The sequence below is a fragment of the Allobosea sp. 10L417 genome (genome assembly GCF_056395485.1).
Map to the genome: position 1 here is coordinate 585,900 of NZ_JBFTJP010000001.1, position 23,074 is coordinate 608,973.

Genomic DNA, 23,074 nt, shown 5'->3' on the forward strand with positions numbered 1-23,074 from the left:
GCCCTCGTCGCGGAACCCCGTGGCGGGGGCCTTTCCCGTTTTGCTCCACGCCCCATCCCAACAAGGAGCCCACCGCCCATGACCCCGGAACAGCTACGAGTCCTCACCGACATGGTGGATGCACAGAGCGCCACCGATCAGGCCCCCACCTCCGGCATGACCCCGGATGAACTACGCAAGCTCACCGACAGCGTAGACGCAGGCCTCTCCCCCGCTCCCGCCGCCCCAGTGGCCCAGTCCCAAGCCCCTGCCGCATCTCCCCCAGGCGGTGGAGGCTTCTGGTCCGGCATGCTGGAGGAGGCCCAGCGCTACGCCCCGCAGCCCTACAGTCCCACCCCCGAAGACATGGCGGCGCTGGAGAACAGCACGGCCGGGCAGCTTATCACCTCCGTGGGCATGGGCGCGGCGAAGGCCATCTGGGAGACCAAGGACTTCTTCGCGGGTGAGCCCGAGGAGAGCGACAAGTCCACCTTCCGCAAGCAGGGCGAGGCGCAGGCCAAGAAGCTGGCAGAGGCCTCCGGCTGGAACTCCCTCGCCATGGGGGTCTCCCAGTTTGCAGTAGGCATCCTCGGGGCGGGCAAGGTGACCAAGGCCTTGGGCGCCGGCAAGTGGGTGGGCTCCCTGGGCAAGAGCGTGCTGGATGGTGCCCTCGCGGGTGCCGTCGCGTTCGATCCCCATGAGGAGCGCTTCTCGGACCTCGTGGACCGCTTCGCGCCCAACATCGTGACGGGATACCTCAAGTCCAACCCGAACGATGCCGCTTGGGAGGGCCGCCTCAAGAACTCCCTCGAAAGCATCGGGCTCGATGCGGCGATGGTGGGCGTGCTCGCGGTGGCCGGCAAGGTGCTCCGCGCGAGGAAGGCCGGCGATGCGCTGGCGGCGGGGAAGGCGGAAGGGGAGCTTGAGGTTGCCACCCGGAAGCTGGAGGAGACGCAGAGTGCAGGACCGGCCAAGGCAGCGCCGGAAGTCCCCGCACAGGCAGCCGACACAGGCGCCCCGAAAGCCTCCCCGGACGATGCGGTCCACCTCGAAGTCGTAGACAGCCCCACGCAGGCCGGAGCGCCCCGACGCGATGCCGGCAGCCCCATGGTCACCGTGGAGGATGCCGACCTCGGGAAGATCGCTCGCGGTGCCGACAAGGACTTCAAGGCCCTCGCGGCTCACGGCTCATGGGAGAACGCCATCGCGGCCGGCCACACGTTCGGCAAGGGGGGTTCCATCCCGTGGCAGACCCTCTCGAAGGGCGCCGAGCCGAGCACTGCGGTGGACGCCGTGATTGCCCGTGTGGCCGAGACCCTCAAGCCCCAGCTCGATGCAGCCAAGGGCGGCAAGGTGCTCTCGGACGCCACCGTGGAGAAGCAGGTCCGCGAGGTTGCGAGCTTCTGGGGTGAAGACCCTGGGGCGCTGCTCGGGGCCATGCGTGTGGCCGGCGAAGGTGCCCAGCAGAGCGTCGCCATGATGCGGGCCGCCTACATGGTCTCCCAGAGCACCATGCAGGATGCCTTCACGATGGCGGCCCGCATTCGAGGTGGCTACCTCGGGGAGTTCGGCGGGGACCGTGGCGCTGCCATCGAGCTTCTCCGCAAGCAGGTGGAGGTGATGGCCACGACGATGGGCGCTGCCAATAGCATCCGCGCCAATGCCGGCCGAGCCCTGCGCCAGAACCGCGCGGAGTTCCGCCTCAAGCCCGAGGAGTTGGCCAGCCTCAAGGGGCTGGACGAAGACACCCTCGTGTCGGTCCTCGCGGCCACCGGGGGCGACCCCCGCTCCCTCAAGCGTCTGGCCACGCCGAGCATCTGGCAGCGGCTCATGGATAAGACGCAGTTCCTCTACGTGAACAACCTGCTGTGGTCCCCGAAGACGCACGCGGTGAACTTCGCCACCAACGCCTTCATGATCGCCGCCCGCCCGGCTCAGCGCTTCATGGGGTCTTTCGCGGTAGGCGGCAAGGCTGGCAGCGCCATCCGCATGGAGGCCGTGAAGCAGTACCAGTATATGGCCTCATCCTTGATTGATGGGCTTGAGGCGACCGCTGGAGCGTGGCGGACGGCCGACAGCGTGCTCTCCCCTCGGAGCGCGGAGGTGGCCACCATAGGCCTTTCCACGGGGCAGGAAGTGGCGGCGCTCCCCTTCAAGTCTTGGGATAGCCTCTCCAACGTCCTCTACAACGCCATGACCTTCGGCGTGAAGGCGGCCGGCTTCCCTACCCGAGGCCTCGGCACGGTGGACGAACTCACCAAGCAGTTGGTCTATCGCTCCAAGGTCCAGGCCTCCGCCTTCGTGGAGGGCACGGAGAACGGGCTCAAGGGTGCCGACCTTGACGCCTTCATTCGGAACAGGCTCGATGGGGCCTTTGACGAGGTGGGCCGGGGCGTGGACGGCGTTGCGTTGCAGGAAGCGCGGGTCGCGACCTTCTCACAGGACCTTCTCCCTGAAACCATGGGGAAGTCCACTCAAGCCTTCGTCGCCCACCACCCCATCCTGCGGTTTGTGCTGCCCTTCGTTAAGACCCCCACCAACGTCTTCCGTGAGGGTATTAAGCTCACCCCTGGGCTCAACTTGGTGCAGTCTGAGTACCGGGCAATGCTGAGCGGCAACTTTGGGCCGGAGCGGCAGGCCCAGGCCGTAGGGCAGATGGCGATGGGCTCCCTCCTCATGGGGGTGGCCGGCCTCATGGCTGCCAACGGCTTCGTCACCGGGGGCGGGCCGACCGACCGCACCCAGAAGCGGACCTTGGAGTCAGCCGGGTGGCGTTCCTACTCCTGGGTCTTCCCGAACGCGGACGGAGGCAAGACCTATATCCCCTTCAACCGCATTGACCCGGTGGCCATGCCCTTCGGGGTGGTGGCCGACCTCGTGGACGCCATGAACGTGGTCGATGAGGACGACCCGCTCTACAGCAAGGTCTGGGACGGGGCGATGGCTGGGATGCTCTCCTTGGTGAAGCAGATGAGCGATAAGACCTACCTCATGTCGGTCAACCAGGTGGTCCAGGTCATCGCGGAGGGGGACGAGAAGAAGGCCACCGCATGGCTCGGCACCATGGCGGGCAACATGGTCCCCGGCGCGGCAGGCATGAGGCTGGCCAACCAGGACCCCTACATGCGGGATGCGCGAGGCTTCGTCGACAAGATCATGGCCACCATCCCCGGCCTCTCGGAGAAGGTCCCCGCACGCTACGACATGTGGGGCGAGCCGCGAGGGGTCAACAAGGGCCTCTGGCAGAACACCCCTGCCGATGCCGTTGACGACGAGATGCGGCGGATGATCCTTGAGGGCGATGTGGGTCTAGCGGCCCCGAGCCCCTACGTCTCGGGCATCGACCTCCGGGACGTTCAGACCACCGAGGGCAAGAACGCCTTCGAGGAGTACCAGAAGCTGGCCGGCAGGATCGACCCCAAGGCACCCAGCCTCAAGGACCTCGCCGCGAAGATCATTGCCACCGAGGGCTACCAGAAGGCCCCAGATGGTGACAGCCGCGTGAAGGGCACGAAGCAGGCCATGCTTGCCGATGTCATGGCGGACTACCGACACAAGGCCCTGGACTACCTCAAGGGCCGTGACAGCAATGTGCGCGAAGCCATGCTCAAGGAACAGCGCCGTGTGGCCGCTGCCTGGGCAAGCAAGAACGGCGAGGACGCCAAGGGGCCTAAGGCTCCGGGTATCGTCGGCAGCTTCCTTGAGGGGCTGGGGCTCGGAGCGAGCAACTGAGTAGACCCATCGCCGCCGTATAGATGCTGCCGCAATCACTTAAGTCACTGAGATTGCAGGATAGAGATTGCGGCGGCATTGTGATTAATAACCCACCGTATATACCATGCAGCTGGTCCCTATAGGACCTAAGGCAAGATACACAATGCCCGTACAGCTTCGGGAGAAGGATGGTTCGCTATCCCTCCCATCACCATCCTCCTGCTTTAGTCTGTGCTCGCAGTATCCAACCTGCAAGCTTCAACCATGAGGACCACCGTGGGGGAGAGGGAGGGATAGCGAACCCCACCCCCTCATGCACGACCACCAAGCCACCCCGACGCCGATCACCCCATGGACCCCGCCCATAGCTGCTACCCGCAGCACCAAGGAGGAGCCCATGGACGGCCACATGCTCATCCACCATGCCCGCATTGCCCTCGACTACCTCTTATGGCTTTGCATGAGGTTGGCTCGCTGCCCGGCCTGAGGCAGAACCCTCCAGGTCCCGAACTACCCAAGGGGTCCGCCATGTAAGCGGCCTCCTCTACGCGGGGGCTGACGACTTTCCCCCCGTGCCCCTCCTCGCTTTCGGCAAAAGGCTGGGCCGCCTGGAGACCACCGGCCCGCGATGCCTGTCGCATGCGCCACCGCCCACCCGACTCCGCCACCTTGCTTGACCGCGACTCCTCTCGCATTTACATTCGTGTCAACGACCGTAGACAGAGATGTAATGGGAGGCGAGCGTGGCAGAGGGCGACTTCGTGGCTTACTATCGGGTCTCAACCGCACGGCAGGGAGCTTCCGGTCTCGGGCTTGAGGCACAGCGTGCAGCCGTCGAAACCTACCTAAACGGTGGCGCATGGCGCATCCTTGCCGAGTTCACGGAGGTTGAAAGCGGCAGGAATGCGGAGCGGCCGGAGCTTCTCAAGGCCCTGCACAAGGCCCGGCTCCATCGGGTGCCGCTCATCGTCGCCAAGGTAGACCGCCTAGCTCGCTCCAAGGGCTTTCTAGAACGCATCCTGGAGAGCGGCGTGGACGTTCGCTTCTGCGATCTCCCCAAGATCGAAGGGGCAACAGGCCGCTTCCTCCTCCAACAGATGGCGGCAGTGGCGGAGCTTGAGGCCGGCCTCATCTCGACACGCACTACGGCCGCCCTGGCAGCCGCCAAGCAGCGAGGCAGGAAGCTCGGGGGCAATCGGGGCGTTAAGCTGACGCAGGCCGCACAGGAGGCAGGCAGAGCCGTCCAGACAGCACGCGCCGCCGCTCGCAACCAAGACCTCGCGCCGGCCATTGAGGAGTTACGCGAGGCCGGCATCACCACGCTGGCAGGCATTGCCGAGGCCCTAACGAACCGGGGCATTCCTACCTCACGCGGTAAGGCCCAGTGGGCTCCGGTGCAGGTCGCGCGGGTACTTGCGCGGCTTGCGGCACAAAGCGAAGGCTGAGCAACACGGCGGCATGGGCGGTCTGGCGGGCAGCTGCCTCCAATTGCGCTGAGTGCTGCCCGGCCCGCCAAAGCCACCACGACCATACCCCAGGACGAGTACATTGGTGGTCTTCAAGTCGGACGACCGCCCGGCAGACCAACGCGCTTCCACCCCCGAGCTTGGGAGGTGACTGGGCGCCACTGCCTTTAGCCGCTGCCCGATAGCGGCCCAAGCCCTCTCGGCCCCCCTCCACGCATCCCGCCTTTAAGCCCCCGCTTGAAGGAGCCCCTCGTTGCCATCCGCAGCGCAGGGAGGCGGAGCCGTACCTCCATCGAGCCGCTCCCCGACACTCCACCACCGCAAGCAATCCCACAGGACCACCAACATGAAGCCACCCAAGTACCTCAGCCCGGCCGGGTATGAGGCCGTCGCGACCTACATCCGGCAGGCCCTAGACCCCGAGACCCTCCCCGAGCCGGACGCGATGCTGCTGCTCATCGAGCCGCTCCACGGGCCGATCACCCATGTTGAGCTTCCCACCATTGAGGCACGGCTCCAGGTCGCAGTCTCCTTCCACGGCCGCAACCTCCGCTACTTCGACCCCTTGGACTTCTGCGCCATCACGCTGGCCCTCGCGTTCGGGATGGGTCTTAGCTGCAATGACACCGGCAAGGGGATGACATACCCGAGGTTCCGCGTGGTGGAGCCCAAGGGCCAAGCCATCCACGTCCTGCGCATCCTCACCGACGCCCAGCCGTTGGAGGTGGCCAAGCAGCACCCCGCCCAGGGTCCCCGCCCCGACTACCACCACCTGTCTCGCGGGGGTCTATCGAAGCAGTCGGTGGAACGAGTGTGGGAGGAAGGCAAGCGCTCACGGCCACCGGGTGTCGGGCGCAAGGAGTTCTACGAGGCCATCGAGTGGTATTGGCAGTGTGACCACCTCAAGGCCCGCATCCCGGTCTCGCTGGCCGACCACCTCAACCTGATCCGGGGCGCCCTGGAGGCCGGAGACTCAGCCTGAGGCCAACCTCTGTGGCAGGCGATGGAGGAAGCCGACCCGTGCACCTACAGTCCCTGGGGAAGGCCACGGGGCACACCATGAACACCACAAGGTGAGATACCATGACAGGCACACACACTACGGCACGAACCCTGCGCATCAACCATATACGCAGTAGACGCCATGCTAACCCGCACAGAGCACACACTTAGCAACCCAGTCACACCGAGACCTATATATGGCCACACATCAATTGATGAGATAACCAACTCCACCGACATATCCCTAAGCTGTCTGATTTCTTGACTCTCGACGCCGACTCACCTTAATCGGCCTGCTCCCCTCGCCCTTGAGTAGGAGAGCCGGAGCGCGTGCCGAGACCCCGCCAGCCGCATCTTCACAAGGAGACCACCCGCCACGGCAAAATCCTGTGGTACGTCCGCTTTGGCAAAGGTCCGCGCACTCGCATTGAGGGCGCCTACGGCTCCGCTGAGTTCAATGAGGCCTACGACGCCGCGATTGCCGGAAGGCCCAGGCCCGTGGCAGGCAAGGCAGCGGCTGGGTCTCTACGGTGGCTGGTGAAGCGCTACATGGAGAGCAGCGACTGGGCGAGGCTTGCGAGCGCCACTCGCAAACAGCGAGGCTGCATCTTCCTGGGCGTGCTGAAAACGGTGGCAGATGCGCCCTACGCCGATATTACCCGGAGGCACATCATAGCAGGGCGGGAGCGGAGGAGGGCCACGCCCTACCAAGCCCGGCACTTTGTCGACACGATGCGTGGACTATTCCGATGGGCAGTGGAGGCCGAGCACCTCACAGATGACCCCACTCTTGGGGTGAAGTCCCCCAGTCCGAAGACGGAAGGCCACCACACCTGGACCCCCGAGGAGTGCGCTGCCTTCGAGGAGAAGCATGCGGTGGGCACCCGCGAGAGGCTGGCCTACGATGTGCTGCTCTACACGGGACTGCGCCGGGGTGACGCCGCCAGACTAGGCCGCCAGCACGTCCGCAACGGCGTCATCACCATCAAGACCGAGAAGACCGGAGAGGTGGTCGTCATCCCGATCTTGCCGCCCCTCGCAGCATCCCTCGAAGCCACCAAGTCGGAAGCAGCCACCTTCATCACGGGCGGCAGTGGCAAGCCTTTCTCGAAGGAGGGCTTCGGGAACTGGTTCGGTGGGGTCTGCGATGATGCGGGCGTTCCGGGAACGGCCCACGGGCTGCGCAAGGCCGGTGCCACGAGGGCCGCAGAGAACGGCGCCACGGAGAGCGAACTTGAGGCCATCTTCGGGTGGAGAGGCGGGCGGATGGCGTCCAAATACACGCGCCAAGCCAACCGCATGAAGCTCGCCAAGCAGGCCGCCATGAAGCTTCTCAGGATGGAGACCCCATGAGCCGCACCCCAGCCCGTGCCACCCAGGCGGATATCGCCAGAGCCGTCCGCGCCGTCTTGCAGTGCGGAGCGTCGGGCACCATCGAGATAGCCAAGGACGGCACAATCCGGGTCATCATCGGGCAGGCCACGGAGAAGCCCGCCAAGCGGGAGCGGGAGATCATTTTTTAAGCGGCCTCATCGCCGCGACCTCCTCCACCGATCAAAGCCCCATACGCCCACCACCAACGCCAGCCCAGCGAAGGCCCACGGCGAGTTGATGTGTGGCGTAGTGGTCAACAGGTCCAACAATCCAATTGTGCGGCCCATAAGCCAGCCCTCCGCTCGAAACTCGATGCCGAGCATGAGGCTGGCGCAAGGTGGTCAACCGTGCACCGCACATGCCTCTGACAACGTCAGCTTCGAGTCTCGAGGCAGATGGTTATGTCGAAAAACTGGCATCAGGCACGCCCCGTATGTGGGGCGGGTGAGCGGCCCGCGCCGGTCAACCGTCTCACTCCAGCCCCGACCCGCTGCCCAACATCTGGATGAAGTCGTGCAGGTTGAGCAGCACGTAGCCGGCCCCTAGGAACCACAGGTACTTTTGCCAGACCGGGGTGGTGGAAGCCAAGGCGACCTGGGAGGCAGCCCCAAGAACACATACCGCCGCCCCTCCGAGCAATGGCATGACGACCAGCGCCGCGAGGAAATTCAAAAGGCTTTCCATCGGGTCAGTCCTCCAGCTTTACGCGGGGGAACTTCGCCATGGCCGCCGCCTGTATCTTGACGGTGGCCCTGCTGCCGTATTGGTCTCCCACCCGCTGCGGTGCGTGCCCTTGGATCGCATCGAGCACCCGGCCCTCAATGCCGGCCTCAAGCCCAACCTCCTTAAAGCGATGCCGCATCCCATGGTAGGGCGCCACGTTGAGGTCCTTGACGTGCTTGCGAGCAAACTGCGCCAGCCGGTTGCGGAGCCCGGTGATTTTCATGGTGACATCGCCATCGCGGCCGGGCGTGAGGAAGAGATGCCCTGGAGGCGAGGCGTCTACGAAGGCCACGAAGCCGACTTCCACGAGGTGCTCATGCACCACCACGTCCCTCGCCTCGTTGGTCTTCACCGTGCCGGCCTCGGGGGTGATGCGGATGACCCAGTTCTCCCCTTCTCTGCGGAGGTCCTGCTTGCGAAGCTGCGCCATCTCGCCAATGCGGGCGCCGGTATAGGCACAGAGCCACGGCACCCACCGCGAGGCCGCGACCGTATGCCGCGCCTTGGTAGTGCTTTCGTAGGTCAATGCCGCAGCGAGCAACGCCGCCGTCTCATCGTCCCGCTGGCTCTTCCCGCGAAGCTGGACTTTCTTGCTCACCTTGAGGGTTAGACCCTCCGCCGCATTGATCGGCAGCTTCCTGTTGGCCTTGGCCCACCCCAGCACCGTCTTGAGCGCCGCGAAGTCGGTATCCTTGACGGTCTTGGGCGAGATCGGCTTGCCCGTCTTCGGGTAGACGCTGGCGAGGCGGTGGTCTTTGTACCGGAGCACGTCATCCGGCCCCACCTTCGCGGCGTCATCGTGCTCCAAGAAGCCCGCGAACTTGAGCAACACGTTGCGGTAGTTCACGTAGGTGACGCGCTTGGTCCCGGTCTTCTCGGCCTCTTTCCACCAATCCTCCACGAGACCCTTGAGCGAGACCGTGGCGGCAGGCGCCGGGGCTGGCACTGCCTGAGGCTTTTCCTGAGGCGGCACCCATTCCGGGAAGCGCTGCGACTTCGGGTCCGGCGAATAGTCGCCCTCTGCGTTCCGAGCGCGGTTCTCTAAGGCATCGCGCAAGGCCTGCACGAAGGCGGCTAGGAGTAGGAGCCGTGAGGGGTGGTCCACCGCTGCGATGCCGCGAGCCAGCAAAAGGCGGTCCACGATTGGGCCGACCACGGGCTCCATCTGGGCTGGCTCGGGCTCTTGGGTGTCGAGCAGTGCGTTGAGCTTAATTACTTGGGAAAGGGCGCCCCCCGCCTCCTCTACGGGGGAGGCTCCATGCTCAAGCACCCAGTCGTCCCGGCCAAGCTCTCTACCTCTCCGACCCGGCTTGAGGGTGATGCCCATGGTCCCGGTGTTTGGCCACTCCGATGCCCAAGCCCGGTAAAGCTCGCTAGCCAGCGCATGCGCCTGCTTGTTGGTGAGGCTGATAGGCTTGGTGGCACGAAGGCCCCGCCAGACATCCTCAAGGTGGGCCAGCGCATGGGCCTGCCGGCTCTTGGCCACGTTGGGGTCTCGGGTCCTCAGGGAGAACCGGATGGCCTGTGCTTTTGGCGAGATGGTGATGTGATGAAACTCCCCATCGCCCAGAGGGATGGAGAGCTTCAAGTTGGCGGCTCTCGGCAGCACATCGTCAGGGATGCGCTTGACGAACTGCACGAGGGAAGAGTCGGAACGCTTCACCGAACGAACAAGCCTATACAGCATTGGTTACCCGCCTCCGTTACACGGTTCGACGGGCGCAAGTGCTTGATATAGCTCAAGTCGTTGAAAGCGCTAGGCTCCCGACGCTTTTAGTTATCAAGGAAGCTCCGGAGCTTCCGGCTCCGGCTCGGATGCTTCAGCTTCCGGAGCGCCTTCGCCTCGATCTGGCGGATGCGCTCGCGGGTGACGCTGAACTGCTGGCCGACCTCTTCCAGCGTGTGGTCGGTGTTCATGCCGATGCCGAAGCGCATGCGCAGCACGCGCTCCTCGCGCGGGGTGAGCGAGGCGAGCACGCGCGTCGTCGTCTCGCGCAGATTGCTCTGGATCGCCGCGTCGATCGGCAGGATCGCGTTCTTGTCCTCGATGAAGTCGCCGAGATGCGAATCCTCCTCGTCGCCGATCGGCGTCTCCAGGGAAATCGGCTCCTTGGCGATCTTCAGGACCTTGCGCACCTTTTCCAGCGGCATGGCCAGCTTCTCGGCCAGCTCCTCCGGCGTCGGCTCGCGGCCGATCTCGTGCAGCATCTGGCGCGAGGTCCGCACGATCTTGTTGATCGTCTCGATCATGTGGACGGGGATGCGGATCGTGCGGGCCTGGTCGGCGATCGAGCGGGTGATCGCCTGCCGGATCCACCACGTCGCATAGGTCGAGAACTTGTAGCCGCGACGGTACTCGAACTTGTCGACCGCCTTCATCAGGCCGATATTGCCTTCCTGGATCAGGTCGAGGAACTGCAGGCCGCGGTTCGTGTACTTTTTGGCGATCGAGATCACGAGACGCAGATTCGCCTCGATCATCTCCTTCTTCGCCTGCCGGGCCTCGCGCTCGCCCTTCTGGACCATCAGCACGATCTTGCGGAATTCCTGGATTTCCAGGCCGGTCTCGGAGGCGAGCGTGTGCACCTCCTCGCGCAGTTGCTTGATCCGCTCCAACTCCGACCCGACGAATTCCTTCCAGCCGCGCGAGCCCAGCTTGGAAACGCGCAGCACCCATTTCGGGTCGAGCTCGCCGCCGACATGCTGCTTGAGGAAGTCCTCGCGGCCGACGCCATAGCTCTCGGCGAGGCGCAGCAGGCGCGTCTCATGGCCGATCAGGCGCTTGTTGATGTCGTAGAGCTGCTCGACCAGCGCCTCGATGCGGTTGTTGTTGAGCGAGAGCGACTTCACCGCGGTGATGATGTCGTCCTTGAGCTTCTTGTATTTGCGGTCCTGCGACGGCGAGAGCTTGGTGTTCTCCAGCCGGTTGGCGATGTCCTGGTCCTGCAGGCGGCGCAGCTTCTTGTAGTCGTCGGCGATGGCGTTGAACGTCTCGAGCACGCGCGGCTTGATCTCGGCTTCCATGGCCGAAAGCGACACGTTGTTCTCGATGTCGTCGTCGTCCATTTCGGGCGGAGCTTCGCCCTCGGCGGCCTCGGCCTGCTCGCCTTCCTCGCCCTCCTCCTCGCCGGAGACGGCCGGGTTCTTGCCGTCCGGGCCGGCATAGGTCGCTTCGAGATCGATGATGTCGCGCAGCAGCACCTTGCCGTCGACGAGCTCGTCGCGCCAGATGATGATGGCCTGGAAGGTCAGCGGGCTCTCGCAGAGCCCGGCGATCATCGCCTCGCGGCCGGCCTCGATGCGCTTGGCGATGGCGATCTCGCCCTCGCGGGAGAGAAGCTCCACCGAGCCCATCTCGCGCAGATACATGCGCACCGGATCGTCGGTGCGCTCGGTCGGCTCGAGATTGCGCTTGGTTTCGGCCGGAAGCGCCGGGCGCGAGGCATCGACCAGATCGCCGCCCTCGGCCTCGTCGTCGTCGCTGCCGGCGGCATCCTTGCGGTTGGCGCGTTCCTCGCCGGCCGCTTCCGGATCCTCGTTGTCGACGACGTTGATGCCCTGCTCGCTGAGCTGGCCGAGCACGTCCTCGATCTGCTCGGAAGAGAACTCCTCCGAGGGCAGCACTTCGTTCAGTTCGTCATAGGTGACATAGCCGCGCTTCTTCGCGAGCTTGATCATGCGCCTTACGGCCTGATCGGTCAGATCGAGCAACGGGCCGTCGGTAGTCGGGGGGGCGTCGGGCGCGACCTGATCGGTCTTTTCCCGTTCGCTCGCTTTCGTCGCCATCAATCAGCGCTCCGCATTCGCGCGCCGGCGATGACAAAAGCTGTCATGTACCGACGCATAAAAGGGCGGCGCGACCGCAGGCCCGGCGCGCTCACCCACCCAAATCCATTCGCAGATGGCACCAGACGTCGTTGACGAATCGTGAACCACCCCGCAGCCCCGCGCGCATCGAACCTGCGTCCACCATTCGCTGGGCTATCAATCTCCGGACATGGCCTCGGTGCCTTCGATTGTCTCGAGGCGGGCCTTCACGTCCTTGATCCAGGCGAAATTGGCTTCGGTCGCGTCGTCAGCCAATGCGCGCTCGGCTGCTCTCAACTCGCTATTTAGCGTTCGCGCGCGATGATGCAAGACGATGGCCTGATGAATCGAGTCAAAAACCGATTCAGGATCAGCATCTTGTGCCAGTTTGCGCCTCTCTGCGGGGCCGGTGACAGCCATGAGTTGATTGCGGGCCTCCCGCACACGCGGCTGTACCAGCCGATTCGCCAGGATCTCCAGGTCGAGCTTGTCGTCCACCGCATCGAGCAGCGCCTGACGGAAGCGTTCGGCGGCCGGACCGTCGAGCGACAGCTCGGCAATTTCGTCGGCGCAGCGCAGGATGAGATCGGGATGGCTCGCCAGCGCGAGCAGGATGAAGGCCTCGCGCTGGTCCTCGCCGCGCAGCTTCGCCATCATCCGCGACTGGGTCACCGCGCTCGAGGCCTTGAGCGGACCGGCAAGCCAAGGCGGCACCTGCCGGCCGAAGCCGCCGCGCCCTGCGCCCTTACCGCGTTGAAAATTTGCCCCACCGCCGCGTTCCGGCCGGGCCGGGGCGGCGCTGGCGAAGAGCTGCGCCAGCCGCTCATCCATCTCGCGGCGATAATGCTTGCGCGTGGTCTCGTCGCGAATCTGCCCCAGCGGCTCCTTCAGCCGGCGCTCGAATGCGGCTCGGCGCTCCGGCGTGTCGAGCGGCCCGGCCTCGACCTCGCGTTGCCAGAGCATGTCGACCAGCGGACGCGCCGCCGCAACCACCTCCGCAATCGCCTGCCGCCCGCCCGAGCGGGCGAGATCATCGGGGTCCTGCCCGTCCGGCAGCAGCGCGAAGGAGAGCGACTTGCCCGGTTCGAGCATCGGCAACGCCAGATCGATGGCGCGGCTCGCCGCCTTGCGCCCGGCCTTGTCACCGTCGAGGCAGATCACCGGCTCGTCGGCCATGCGCCAGAGCAACCCGAGTTGGTCCTCGGTCAGCGCCGTGCCGAGCGGCGCCACCGTCTGCGGGAACCCCGAAAGCGACATGGCGATGACGTCGACATAGCCCTCGACCACGATCACCTGCCCGGTGTCGTGGGCGGCCTTGCGGGCATTGTGGTGGTTGAACAGGAGATGGCCCTTGTGGAAGAGCGGCGTCTCCGGCGAGTTCAGATATTTCGCCGCAACCTCCGAACTCATCGCCCGGCCGCCGAAGGCGACGACGCGCCCGCGCACATCGTGGATCGGAAACATCACACGGTCGCGGAAGCGGTCATAGGGCACGGCGATCTCCTCGCCATGCACGAGCAGCCCCGCCTCCATCATCAGCTCGGCCGGCACGCCCTTGCCGGCAAGATGGTCCCGCAGTGCGAAGCGGTCGACCGGGCCGTAGCCGAGGCGAAAGCGCGTACGCGCCTCGCCGTCGAGGCCGCGCGTCGCGAGATAGCGCCGAGCCGAGCCGCCGCGATCGCCCATGAGCTCGGCCTCGAAGAACTGCGCCGCGAGCTCCACGACCTCGTGCAGCCCCTTGCGCTTCTCTTCCTGGACCTGCGCCTCGTGCGTGATCTTTGGCAGGATGACGCCGGCTTCCGCGGCGAGCTTCTCGACGGCTTCCGGGAAGGAGAGCCCCTCGGTCTCCATCACGAACTTGAAGATGTCGCCGTTCTTGCCGGAGGAGAAATCGAAGAACGACGCCTTCTGGTCGTTGACGAAGAAGGATGGCGTCTTCTCGGCATTGAAGGGGGAAAGCCCCTTCCATTCGCGCCCGGCCTTCTGGAGGCGCACGCGTTTGCCCACGACCGCCGAAACCGGCAGCCGCGCCTTGATCTCCTCAAGGACGGAGGGCGGGAATTTCATGGTTCCTGATGTGGCCTCTGCGTGGCGGAAAGCCAACCTCGAACATGGCTTCGACCGAGCTTGTCGGGAATATCCACAAGGGGGGGCGTCCAAGCAGGCTCGTCATTCTCGGGCGAAGCACAGCTTCGACCCGAGAATCTCATCACCAGAGGGCGCTAGTTTCCGAGATGCTCGGGTCAAGCCCGAGCATGACGGCCTGAGCTTTTCGGCCGCGCCGGCTCAGCCGCCGAGCGCAGCCTTCACCATCGGGCTGACCTTGCCGAAATCCATCTGGCCGGCATAGGCCGCGCGCAAGGCGGCGATGACCTTGCCCATGTCCTTGACGGCGGTCGCGGAGGTCTCGGCGATGGCCTTGTCGATCGCGGCCTTCACCTCCTCGTCCGACATCTGCTTGGGCAGATAGGAGGTGATCACGGCGACCTCGGCGCGCTCGCCATCGGCCAGCTCGGGGCGGTTGTTGGCGTCGTAGATCGCGATCGATTCCTGGCGCTGCTTGATCATCTTCTGGAGGACGCCGAGGATTTCGTCGGCCGTGGCCTCGCCCTTGCCGGCGCCGCGCGCCTCGATGTCCTTTTCCTTCAGCGCCGCCTGGATCAGACGGATCGCGCCGACCCTGCCCTTCTCGCCGGCCTTCATCGCTTCCTTGAGGTCGCCGGTGAAGCGCTCGCGCAAGCTCGTCATCTCGTTGTTCCTTTTTCTCTTGTGCGGCCTGCGCCCGCCTTGATTGACGGGCAGCGCCCGGCTCTTTATGGCTCGCGTTCCAGATCGGCGGAGCGGATTTCTGCAGCCCCGCCTCCGCATTCTGCCGCTGGCGCGGCCTGGACCGAGACATAGACATGACCGCCTCCGAAGGAAACCCCGCCGATAGCGGCTGGATCGAACCGCGCACGACCGCGCTCCTCGTGCTCGCCGACGGCACGGTGCTGGAAGGCTTCGGCCTCGGCGCCGTGGGCGAGGCGCCGGGCGAGGTCTGCTTCAACACGGCGATGACCGGCTATCAGGAAATCCTGACCGACCCGTCCTATGCCGGACAGATCATCACCTTCACCTTCCCGCATGTCGGCAATGTCGGCGTGAACGAGGAGGATACCGAGACGGTGAACGCCGCCGCCTCTTCCGGTGTGCGCGGCTGCGTGCTGCACGCAGCCATCACCGAACCATCGAGCTGGCGCGCTAACCGCCATTTCGACGCCTGGCTCAAGGCCCGCAACATCGTCGGCATCTGCGGTATCGACACCCGCGCCCTCACCGCGCTGATCCGCGACAACGGCATGCCCAACGCCATCCTCGCCCACAGCCCGGATGGCGTCTTCGACATCGACCGGCTGAAGAAGCAGGCGGCGGAGCTGCCCTCCATGGCCGGCCTCGACCTCGTCCCGCTCGTCACCGCCGCCCAGCGCTATGACTGGGACGAGACGCCCTGGGTCTGGCCGGCCGGCTATGGCAAGCGCGAAACCAGCGACTTCAAGGTCGTCGCCATCGACTACGGCGTGAAGCGCAACATCCTGCGCCTGCTCGCGAAGGCTGGCTGCGACGTCACCGTGGTGCCCTCGACCGCGACGGCCGAGGACATCCTGGCGCTGAATCCCGATGGCATCTTCCTCTCGAACGGCCCTGGCGACCCGGCTGCGACCGGCGAATACGCCGTGCCGGTGATCAGGCAGCTGCTCGACCGGAAGATCCCGACCTTCGGCATCTGCCTCGGCCACCAGATGATGGCGCTCGCCATCGGCGGCCAGACGATGAAGATGAAGCAGGGCCATCACGGCGCCAACCACCCGGTGCAGGACAAGACCACCGGCAAGGTCGAGATCGTCTCGATGAACCATGGCTTCGCCGTCGATCCGGCGAGCCTGCCGGCCAATGCGGTCGAGACCCATGTTTCTCTCTTCGACGGCTCGAACAGCGGCATCGCGCTGACCGACCGCCCGGCCTTCAGCGTCCAGCACCACCCGGAGGCCTCGCCGGGCCCCCAGGACAGCCACTATCTCTTCAACCGTTTCGTGGAATTGATGGTGGCGGAAAAGGGCAAGAAGGCGGCCTGACGGCAGCCACGACGAGAGGAGGCAGGCATGATCCACCAGTTGCGCATCTACGAGATCTTCGAGCGCAACAAGGCGGCTTTCCATGCCCGCTTCCGCGACCATGCCGCTCGCATCATGGCGCGCCACGGCTTCAGGATCGTGGCGATGTGGGAGACGGCGAGCGCCGGGCGCACCGAGTTCGCCTATATCCTCGCCTGGCCGGACGCAGAGACGAAGGCGAAGGCCTGGGCGAGCTTCATGGCCGATCCGGAATGGAGCGAGATCAAGCGCACCACCAAGATCGAGCATGGCGACATGGTCGGCGCGATCGAGGACCGCACGCTGACGCCGACCGCCTATTCGCCTGCGCTCGATTGACAGCGCCGCCGCCCCGCGCTTTAAGCGGCTCATGATCAGCCTGCTCGCCTTCCTTCACGGCTATTACGCCCCGTCCTCATAGAGGCGGTGGCATTCCCATGTTCAACCGCCGCGCTGGCGGTTGAATTCAGGCAGATCACCCGGCATCGCGGCTCCCACCGGACCAGAGCGATGTCTTCCAAAATCAGAACCATCTCCACCATCGGCATCATGGGCTTCGGCGCCTTCGGCCGGCTGATGGCCCGCGATCTCCAGCCGCATTTCGCGCTATGTGTATGCGACCCCGCGCAACCGCCCGAACCGGACCTATCAGGCAAGGGGCTCCTGCCGGCCAGCCCCGCTGAGGTAGCCGCTTGCGACCTCGTGATCCTGGCCGTGCCAGTCCCGGCGATCCCAGAAGCGCTCTCGGTGCTGCGCCCCCATCTCAAGGCCGGCGCCGTCGTGCTCGATGTCGGCTCGGTCAAGATCGGCCCGGCCAGCGCCATGCAGGCGGCGCTGCCCGATGATGTCGAGATCATCGGGACGCATCCGCTTTTCGGCCCGCAGAGCGCCCGCAATGGGCTCGCCGGGCTCAGGATCGCGCTCTGTCCTATCAGGGGCGGCAGCGCGCCGCGCATCGCCGCCTTCCTGCGCCGCGTCCTCAAGCTCAAAGTCATCATGACGACCGCCGATGCCCATGATCGCGAGGTTGCGATGGTGCAGGGCCTCACCCATCTGATCGCCAAGATCCTGGTCCGCATGGAACCGCTGCCCCGGACGATGACGACGGCGAGCTTCGACCTCCTGATGCAGGCGACCGAGATGGTCCGCTACGACGCACCCAACGTCTTCATGGCGATCGAGCGCGCAAACCCACATGCCAAGGCGGTGCGGGACCGCTTCTTCGCGCTCGCCGAGGAGATGCGGCTGTTCCTGGAGGATGGCCATGCCGAAGCAGCACAGCCGGCCGCCGACCTGCCTCACAAGGTCGCAGAGGTCGCGCAGGCCTAGCCTTTGCGATCCTTCCCTACGAGAATACCGGAAACACGAACGTTCCTGCGATGACCGACAATCCCCTGACCCACCCGGGCGCTGCCCATCCCGACCTGCGCGAGCCGATGATCGCGGAGCTCGTCCGCACCTTCTATGCGAGGGCGCGACAGGACAAGCTGATCGGCCCCGTCTTCGCAGCGGCCGTCGAGGACTGGGACGAGCATATCGCCAAGATCACTGATTTCTGGAGCGGCGTGATGCTGCGCAGCGGCCGCTACAACGGCCGCCCGATGCGCCCGCACCTGATCCTGCCGCTGAAAGGCGAGCATTTCGACCGCTGGCTCGACCTGTTCGAGATCACCGCGCACGAGGTCTGTCCGCCCGAGATCGCGCAGGCCTTCATCGTCCGGGCGCGGCGCATCGCCGACAGCTTCGAGATGGCGCGCGCCAGCCAGCGGGGCGAATTCGCGGCTCCGCGTCATAGCTTGCGCTGAATGCAGTCCGTCATTCTCGGGCTTGTCCCGAGAATCTCAGGCCGAAAGGGATTTCGGCACCTGCTAGTCACGACATGTTCGGGTCGAGCATGACGCAGATACGGCTCAGGCCGCCCGCGCCTCGCGATTCAGGAACGCCTCGCTCTCGGCTGGCGCGGCACCTGCCTCGCGCGCGATCCGCTCAGCCAGCGCCGCAGCCGATGGGCGAAGCGCTCCCAGCGGCCGGTCGAGCCAATAGGAAACCGGGTTCAGTGCCTCGCGCGCATCGACCCTGACGATCCGTCCCACCGCCAGTTGCTCGCGCGCCAAAGGCGGCCGCGCCAGCGCGATGCCGAGGCCATGCGCGGCGGCATCGAGGACCAGATTGTAGTCCTCGAAGCGCCGATCCTGCGGGCGCGGACGGTAGTCCAGCCCCTGCGCCGCGAACCAGGCCTTCCAGCCGGCGGCGTCGGAATCATGGATCAGCGGCTGCGCCAGCAGGCGCTCCGGCGCCCCCTCCCCGATTGCGGCGGCGATCTTCGGCGAGGCGATCGGGAAGCACCATTCCTCGAACAGCTTCAGTGAGAGCCGGTCCGGCGCGCCGCCGCGCCCGCAACGAATGCCGAGATCGACGCCCCCCTCCTCGAAATCCACCTTGCGATGCTCGACCTGCAGCACGATCCGCAATGAGGGCGTCCCCGCCTCCAGCACAGCCAGCCTCGGCATCAGCCAGAGTGCACAGACCGAGGGCGGCGCGCTGACCCGCACCACCGAAGCACCTCGCGCCTCGCGCCAGCGTTCCGACGTATCGGCAATCAACGCGAAGGCCTCCTGCGTCCGCTGGAGCAGGCGCTGGCCCTCCGGCGTCAGCGAAACCCCGCGCGCCTGCCGCAGGAAGACGCGCAGGCCCAGCCAATGCTCGAGCTTCGCGATCTGCCGGCTGACAGCGCCATGCGTCAGGTTCAGGGCCTCGGCGGCGGCCGAGAAGCTGCCGGTGCGCGCCGCGGCCTCAAAGGCACGGAGGGTATCGAGCGGCGGCAGGTTTGAGCTGTGATCCATCCTCACAGCTCATGCGCGAATTGATCGTTTGTCAATCAGCTCGCCGAGGCGTCTATCGGGAACAACCTTTCGTCACCGATGGATTGACGCCATGTCCTCCTCAAGCTGCGCCACTCCCGCGCTGACCTCTTCGGGTTCCCAGCGCCTCGACCCCACGCTGCTCTTCACCGTCACCTTCACGGTGATGGCCTGGGCCTCCTCCTTCCCGGCGATCCGCGCCGGGCTCGCCGGCTTCGGCCCTGCAGAGATGGCAGCGCTACGCTTCGCGCTTGCCGGCGTTCCCGCCGCGCTTTTCCTCGTCGCGACCCGGGCGAAGCTGCCTGAACGCGCCGACATCTGGCGCTTCCTCGTCGGCGGCGTGATCTTCATCGCGGGCTATGCCCTGCTGCTCAATTTCGGCCAGCGCGTCGTGCCGGCAGGTCCCGCCGCCTTCATCATCAACACCAACCCCATCATGACGGCCGTGCTCGCCATGATGATCCTCAGCGAGCGCTTCAGCCTGACCGCCTGGCTCGGCACGGCACTCTCCTTCGCCGGCATAGGCGTCATCGCGCTCGGCAAGGGGCTCGATGTCGAGATCGGCATGAGCGTGCTCTTGATCCTCGGCGCCGCCTTCTGCAACGCCATCACCACGGTCGTGCAGAAACCGCTCTTCGCCCGCTACAAGCCGCTCCATGTCGCGGCCTGGAACATGGCGATCGGCGGCTTCGTGCTGCTGCCCTTCCTGCCTTCCGCAATCGCACAGGCGCAGGTCGCCCCGGCCGTCTCCTTTTGGTCGGTGGTCTATCTCGCCGCCGTGCCGAGCCTGATCGCCTACGGCACCTGGGCGATCACGCTCTCGCGCCTGCCGGCCGCTCGCGCCGCGAACTTCCAATACGCAGTCCCGCCGGTGGCGATGCTGATCGGCTTCCTCTGGCTCGGCGAGGTGCCGACGCTCTTCGGCCTGATCGGCGGCGCCATGGCGCTGGCCGGCGTGGTGGTGGTCAACCTGAAGCGCTGACCTAGAAGCCTTTCGCCGCGAGCGCCTTCTCGTCATCCGCAATGTAGTCGCGGATGATCGGGACGGCGCTCTTGTGCGGTCCGAGCAGCAGCTGGAACACCATGTCGCCGCCGATGTCGAAGGAGATCGAGCAGGCGCAGAGATAGAACTCCCACATCCGGGCGAAGCGCTCGCCCATCATGCCGACCACCTCCTCGCGCCTGGCCATGAAGCGCTCGCGCCAGGCTTCGAGCGTCCAGTGATAGTGGCGGCGCCAGAACTCGCAATCGGAGGACCAGAGCCCCGTCTGCTCGACGGCGGCGAACACCTCCGACAGTGCCGGCGCATAGCCACCGGGGAAGATGTATTTCTCGAAGAACGGCCCGGTGAAGCCGGGCGGCCCGGCGCGGCCTATGCAGTGGACGAGAGCGATCCCGTCCGGCGTCAGCAAATCCCGGATGCGCTCGAAATACTCGCCGTAATGCGCGACGCCGACATGCTCCATCATGCCGACCGAGACGATGCGGTCGAACGTTCCGGTGAGCTCGCGATAATCCTTGTTGATGAAGGTCACGGCATCGCCGACGCCGGCGGCGTCGGCGCGTTGCTGCGCCGCCGCCATCTGGTCGGGCGAGACGTTGAGGCCGGTCACCTTGGCGCCGCAGGCCTTGGCCAGATAGATCGCCAGTTCGCCCCAACCCGAGCCGATATCGAGCACGCGCATGCCCGGCTCGATCTTGAGCTTGGCGGCGATATGCCGGAGCTTGGCCTTCTGCGCGTTCTCCAGCCCCACCTCGGGACTGTGCCAATACGCGCAGGAATAGGTCATCGTTTCGTCGAGCCAGAGCCGGTAGAAATCGGTCGGGATGTCGTAGTGGTGCTTGACCTTCTTGCCGGCGAGGCCGAGCGGGTTGTGCATGCGCCAGCGCCGGATGCGGAAGCGCACCTGCCGGATCGCCTTCTGCAGCGGATGCTTCCGCAATTCCTTGCGCTGCAGCCAGAACAGCGTCAGCAGGTCGTGGATCGTGCCTTCCTCGAAGTCGATCCGGCCATCCATGTAGCCTTCGGCCAGGGCGAGCTCGGGATTGAGGAAGAGTTCCCGCTCGATGCGGTCGTCATGGAAGCGAACCGTGACGGACGGCGCCATCTTGCGCACGCCGGCGAACAACATCTCGGCCGGACCGGGCCCGAAGGCATGGCGCTTCCCGTCCGGAGTGATGACAGTCAGGCGTCCCTGCCGGACGAACCCCTTGAGCAATCGCGGCAGCAGCAGCATCGGCATCCCCCTCCCGCGCGTCCCCGACTCGCGGACGCATTCACGACTTAAGCGGAAACGGACGCGTCCCGGAACCCCGGCTGTTGCGGAGCCACGCCGCTTGCGTCTAGTCATCGGATGACGGCCGCGAGCGGCCACCGAGGATCGACACTGCCCATGTCCTGGCGCGATTTCTGGAACGGCGAACATTCCATCTACGTCTCGCCGCGCCACAAGGCGCTGCATTACCGCGCCATCGCAAGCGACTTGATCGCGCATGTTCCCGCGCGTGACGCCGTCGTGCTCGACCATGGCTGCGGCGAGGCGCTCGACGCCGCGCGCGTCGCCTCCGCTTGCGGCCGACTCTACCTCTGCGAAGCTGCGTCCAGTGTGCGCGACAAACTGCGCGCCAAGTTCGGCCGCAAGGACAACATCGCGGTCGTCTCGCCCGAGGAGGTCGAGGCCCTGCCGGAGGCATCGCTCGACCTCGTCGTCGCGAATTCGCTGGTCCAGTATCTCTCCCGCGACGAGCTGAAGGCACTGCTCGAAACCTGGCGCGGCAAGCTCAAGCCCGGCGGAAAGCTGGTGATCGCCGATGTGATCCCGCCGAACGTCAGCCCGCTCACCGACGCATCGCAGCTCCTCGCCTTCGCCTGGCGCGGCGGCTTCCTGACGGCGGCGCTCGGTGGCCTCATCCGCACCGCCTTTTCAGACTACCGCAAGCTGCGCGCCCAATACGGGCTGTCGACCTATACGCCCGAGGCCATCTCGGCACTGATCGGCGAGGCCGGCTTCGTCGACCTGCAGCGGCCCGCGAATTTCGGCCACAATCCGCACCGGATGACGTTCAAGGCGATGAAGCCGGCCTGATCCGCAACACGGCGCATCCAACGGCTCGCCATGGCGACTAATACTAAAGTTCCGTAACTGTAATGCATCAGGCATCTTGATTTAACGACGCAAACATGGCTCTGAGCGCGGCTTGCCCCAAAGGCGTGAGAGCTCCGTGCAGGACCAGTTCAACTGTCCCTATTGCGATGCCACGCTCAATGCGGGGGTGCTGTCCTGCCGTTGCTGCGGACGTGACCTGACGCCCGTGCTTCCCTTGCTGCGCCGTCTCGGTGCGCTCGAAGAGCGGCTCGCCACCTTCGAGAAACGTGCAGAGGAGGACCGCGCCGCGCTGGCTGCAAGACCCGTTGCAGCCCTCGACCCCGCAGCATCGGAGCCGGCAGACGCGCCAGGGCCTGCAGCGCCGGTCGCCCACCCCGCCGCACGCCGCCGCTACTGGGTGCTGCCCTTCGGCCTGACTTTGCTGCTGCTGGCCTATTGCGCCGTCGTCCTTTGGCTCGACCTGCCGCTCTGGGCGCTGCGCCTCGCCTCGATCGGGATCCCCTTCTTGACCGGCATGCTCTATTTCGGGCTTCGCCCGCGGCTGCTCGCTTTCGATATCGGCATCGCCATAGGTTTCGCGATTTTTTCCGTCGCGACCATGAACGCGTTGCTGGGTTGGCACGACAATATACCACTCCTTCCGCAAGGGCTGGCAGCCTGGCGCGAGACTTCGTTCTACGCGCTGAGCATCGGCGCCTCGATGTTCTCGGGGATGTTGATGCGCGTGACGCAGGCTGCGCTTGCCGCGCGGGGTCTCGTCTCGTTGCCGGAACTGCGAAAGGGGCTGCTGGCCGTGCATGGCAAGGTGCCGATGGAAACGCTGAAGACCATCGAAACCACCATCCTGATGGCCGGTACCATCATTTCTGCCATCGCCGGCCTCATCGCCGGAATTCTGGGAGTGAAATAGG

The 23,074-nt window shown here is 65.6% G+C and carries 19 protein-coding genes; 12 read left to right on the forward strand and 7 right to left on the reverse strand.

Annotated elements, in window-relative coordinates; genetic code table 11:
* Positions 1–78 precede the first annotated feature (78 nt).
* From AC1DE3_RS03010 to AC1DE3_RS03030, 5 genes are all read left to right on the forward strand, one after another.
* A complete protein-coding gene (locus tag AC1DE3_RS03010) occupies positions 79–3,711 on the forward strand; it encodes a hypothetical protein (RefSeq protein WP_476852060.1) in 3,633 nt (1,210 codons plus the stop codon).
* Between the two features lie 725 nt (positions 3,712–4,436).
* Entirely contained in the window at positions 4,437–5,138 is a 702-nt protein-coding gene (locus AC1DE3_RS03015; protein ID WP_476852061.1) for a recombinase family protein, read from the forward strand.
* A 367-nt stretch (positions 5,139–5,505) separates the two neighbouring features.
* The gene (locus AC1DE3_RS03020; RefSeq protein WP_476852062.1) at positions 5,506–6,141 is read left to right on the forward strand and encodes a hypothetical protein; all 636 of its coding nucleotides are present in this window, start codon (positions 5,506–5,508) and stop codon (positions 6,139–6,141) included.
* 350 nt (positions 6,142–6,491) lie between these two features.
* Positions 6,492–7,514, forward strand: coding sequence for a tyrosine-type recombinase/integrase (locus tag AC1DE3_RS03025; RefSeq protein ID WP_476852063.1), 1,023 nt, complete (start codon positions 6,492–6,494; stop codon positions 7,512–7,514).
* Positions 7,511–7,684, forward strand: a complete 174-nt coding sequence (locus tag AC1DE3_RS03030) for a hypothetical protein (protein ID WP_476852064.1) — start codon at positions 7,511–7,513, stop codon at positions 7,682–7,684. Before AC1DE3_RS03025 ends, AC1DE3_RS03030 begins: the two co-directional genes overlap by 4 nt.
* Positions 7,685–8,006: 322 nt before the next feature.
* On the opposite strand, the gene AC1DE3_RS03035 is transcribed toward AC1DE3_RS03030, so the two are convergent.
* The 5 genes from AC1DE3_RS03035 to AC1DE3_RS03055 all read right to left on the reverse strand — a co-directional run bounded on the left by AC1DE3_RS03035 (position 8,007) and on the right by AC1DE3_RS03055 (position 14,813).
* Entirely contained in the window at positions 8,007–8,219 is a 213-nt protein-coding gene (locus AC1DE3_RS03035; protein ID WP_476778973.1) for a hypothetical protein, read from the reverse strand.
* Between the two features lie 4 nt (positions 8,220–8,223).
* The gene (locus AC1DE3_RS03040; RefSeq protein WP_476852065.1) at positions 8,224–9,921 is read right to left on the reverse strand and encodes a DUF6538 domain-containing protein; all 1,698 of its coding nucleotides are present in this window, start codon (positions 9,919–9,921) and stop codon (positions 8,224–8,226) included.
* 110 nt (positions 9,922–10,031) lie between these two features.
* Positions 10,032–12,044 (reverse strand): RNA polymerase sigma factor RpoD, encoded by a 2,013-nt coding sequence (gene rpoD / locus AC1DE3_RS03045; RefSeq protein ID WP_441512126.1) that lies wholly within the window; start codon positions 12,042–12,044, stop codon positions 10,032–10,034.
* Between the two features lie 198 nt (positions 12,045–12,242).
* Entirely contained in the window at positions 12,243–14,132 is a 1,890-nt protein-coding gene (gene dnaG / locus AC1DE3_RS03050) for a DNA primase (protein ID WP_476778970.1), read from the reverse strand.
* A gap of 219 nt (positions 14,133–14,351) precedes the next feature.
* Complete coding sequence (locus AC1DE3_RS03055) at positions 14,352–14,813, reverse strand: GatB/YqeY domain-containing protein (RefSeq protein WP_476778969.1); 462 nt, start codon at positions 14,811–14,813, stop codon at positions 14,352–14,354.
* A gap of 155 nt (positions 14,814–14,968) precedes the next feature.
* Here AC1DE3_RS03055 and carA point away from each other — a divergent pair, with 155 nt between their 5' ends.
* From carA to AC1DE3_RS03075, 4 genes are all read left to right on the forward strand, one after another.
* A complete protein-coding gene (carA, locus tag AC1DE3_RS03060) occupies positions 14,969–16,177 on the forward strand; it encodes a glutamine-hydrolyzing carbamoyl-phosphate synthase small subunit (RefSeq protein ID WP_476778968.1) in 1,209 nt (402 codons plus the stop codon).
* A gap of 27 nt (positions 16,178–16,204) precedes the next feature.
* A complete protein-coding gene (locus tag AC1DE3_RS03065) occupies positions 16,205–16,534 on the forward strand; it encodes an NIPSNAP family protein (RefSeq protein ID WP_476852066.1) in 330 nt (109 codons plus the stop codon).
* Positions 16,535–16,705: 171 nt separating this feature from the next.
* Entirely contained in the window at positions 16,706–17,524 is an 819-nt protein-coding gene (locus AC1DE3_RS03070; protein WP_476778966.1) for a prephenate dehydrogenase/arogenate dehydrogenase family protein, read from the forward strand.
* Between the two features lie 50 nt (positions 17,525–17,574).
* The gene (locus AC1DE3_RS03075) at positions 17,575–18,000 is read left to right on the forward strand and encodes a group III truncated hemoglobin (protein WP_476778965.1); all 426 of its coding nucleotides are present in this window, start codon (positions 17,575–17,577) and stop codon (positions 17,998–18,000) included.
* Between the two features lie 105 nt (positions 18,001–18,105).
* Here AC1DE3_RS03075 and AC1DE3_RS03080 read toward each other — a convergent pair whose 3' ends face one another.
* Positions 18,106–19,038 carry a LysR family transcriptional regulator gene (locus AC1DE3_RS03080; protein ID WP_476852067.1) on the reverse strand — a complete coding sequence of 311 codons (933 nt, stop codon included), beginning with the start codon at positions 19,036–19,038 and terminating at the stop codon, positions 18,106–18,108.
* Between the two features lie 91 nt (positions 19,039–19,129).
* Between AC1DE3_RS03080 and AC1DE3_RS03085 the strand changes: the two genes are divergently transcribed.
* Positions 19,130–20,038, forward strand: coding sequence for a DMT family transporter (locus AC1DE3_RS03085; protein ID WP_441512118.1), 909 nt, complete (start codon positions 19,130–19,132; stop codon positions 20,036–20,038).
* Position 20,039: 1 nt separating this feature from the next.
* Here the strand turns inward: AC1DE3_RS03085 and AC1DE3_RS03090 are convergent, their stop codons facing one another.
* On the reverse strand, positions 20,040–21,299 hold the full coding sequence (locus tag AC1DE3_RS03090) for a class I SAM-dependent methyltransferase (protein WP_476852068.1): 1,260 nt from the start codon (positions 21,297–21,299) through the stop codon (positions 20,040–20,042).
* A 150-nt stretch (positions 21,300–21,449) separates the two neighbouring features.
* On the opposite strand from AC1DE3_RS03090, the gene AC1DE3_RS03095 reads away from it, so the two are divergent.
* Positions 21,450–22,142, forward strand: a complete 693-nt coding sequence (locus AC1DE3_RS03095) for a class I SAM-dependent methyltransferase (RefSeq protein ID WP_476778963.1) — start codon at positions 21,450–21,452, stop codon at positions 22,140–22,142.
* A gap of 136 nt (positions 22,143–22,278) precedes the next feature.
* Positions 22,279–23,073: a hypothetical protein gene (locus AC1DE3_RS03100; RefSeq protein WP_476778962.1), complete on the forward strand. Its 795-nt coding sequence runs from the start codon at positions 22,279–22,281 to the stop codon at positions 23,071–23,073.
* Position 23,074: the final 1 nt, after the last annotated feature.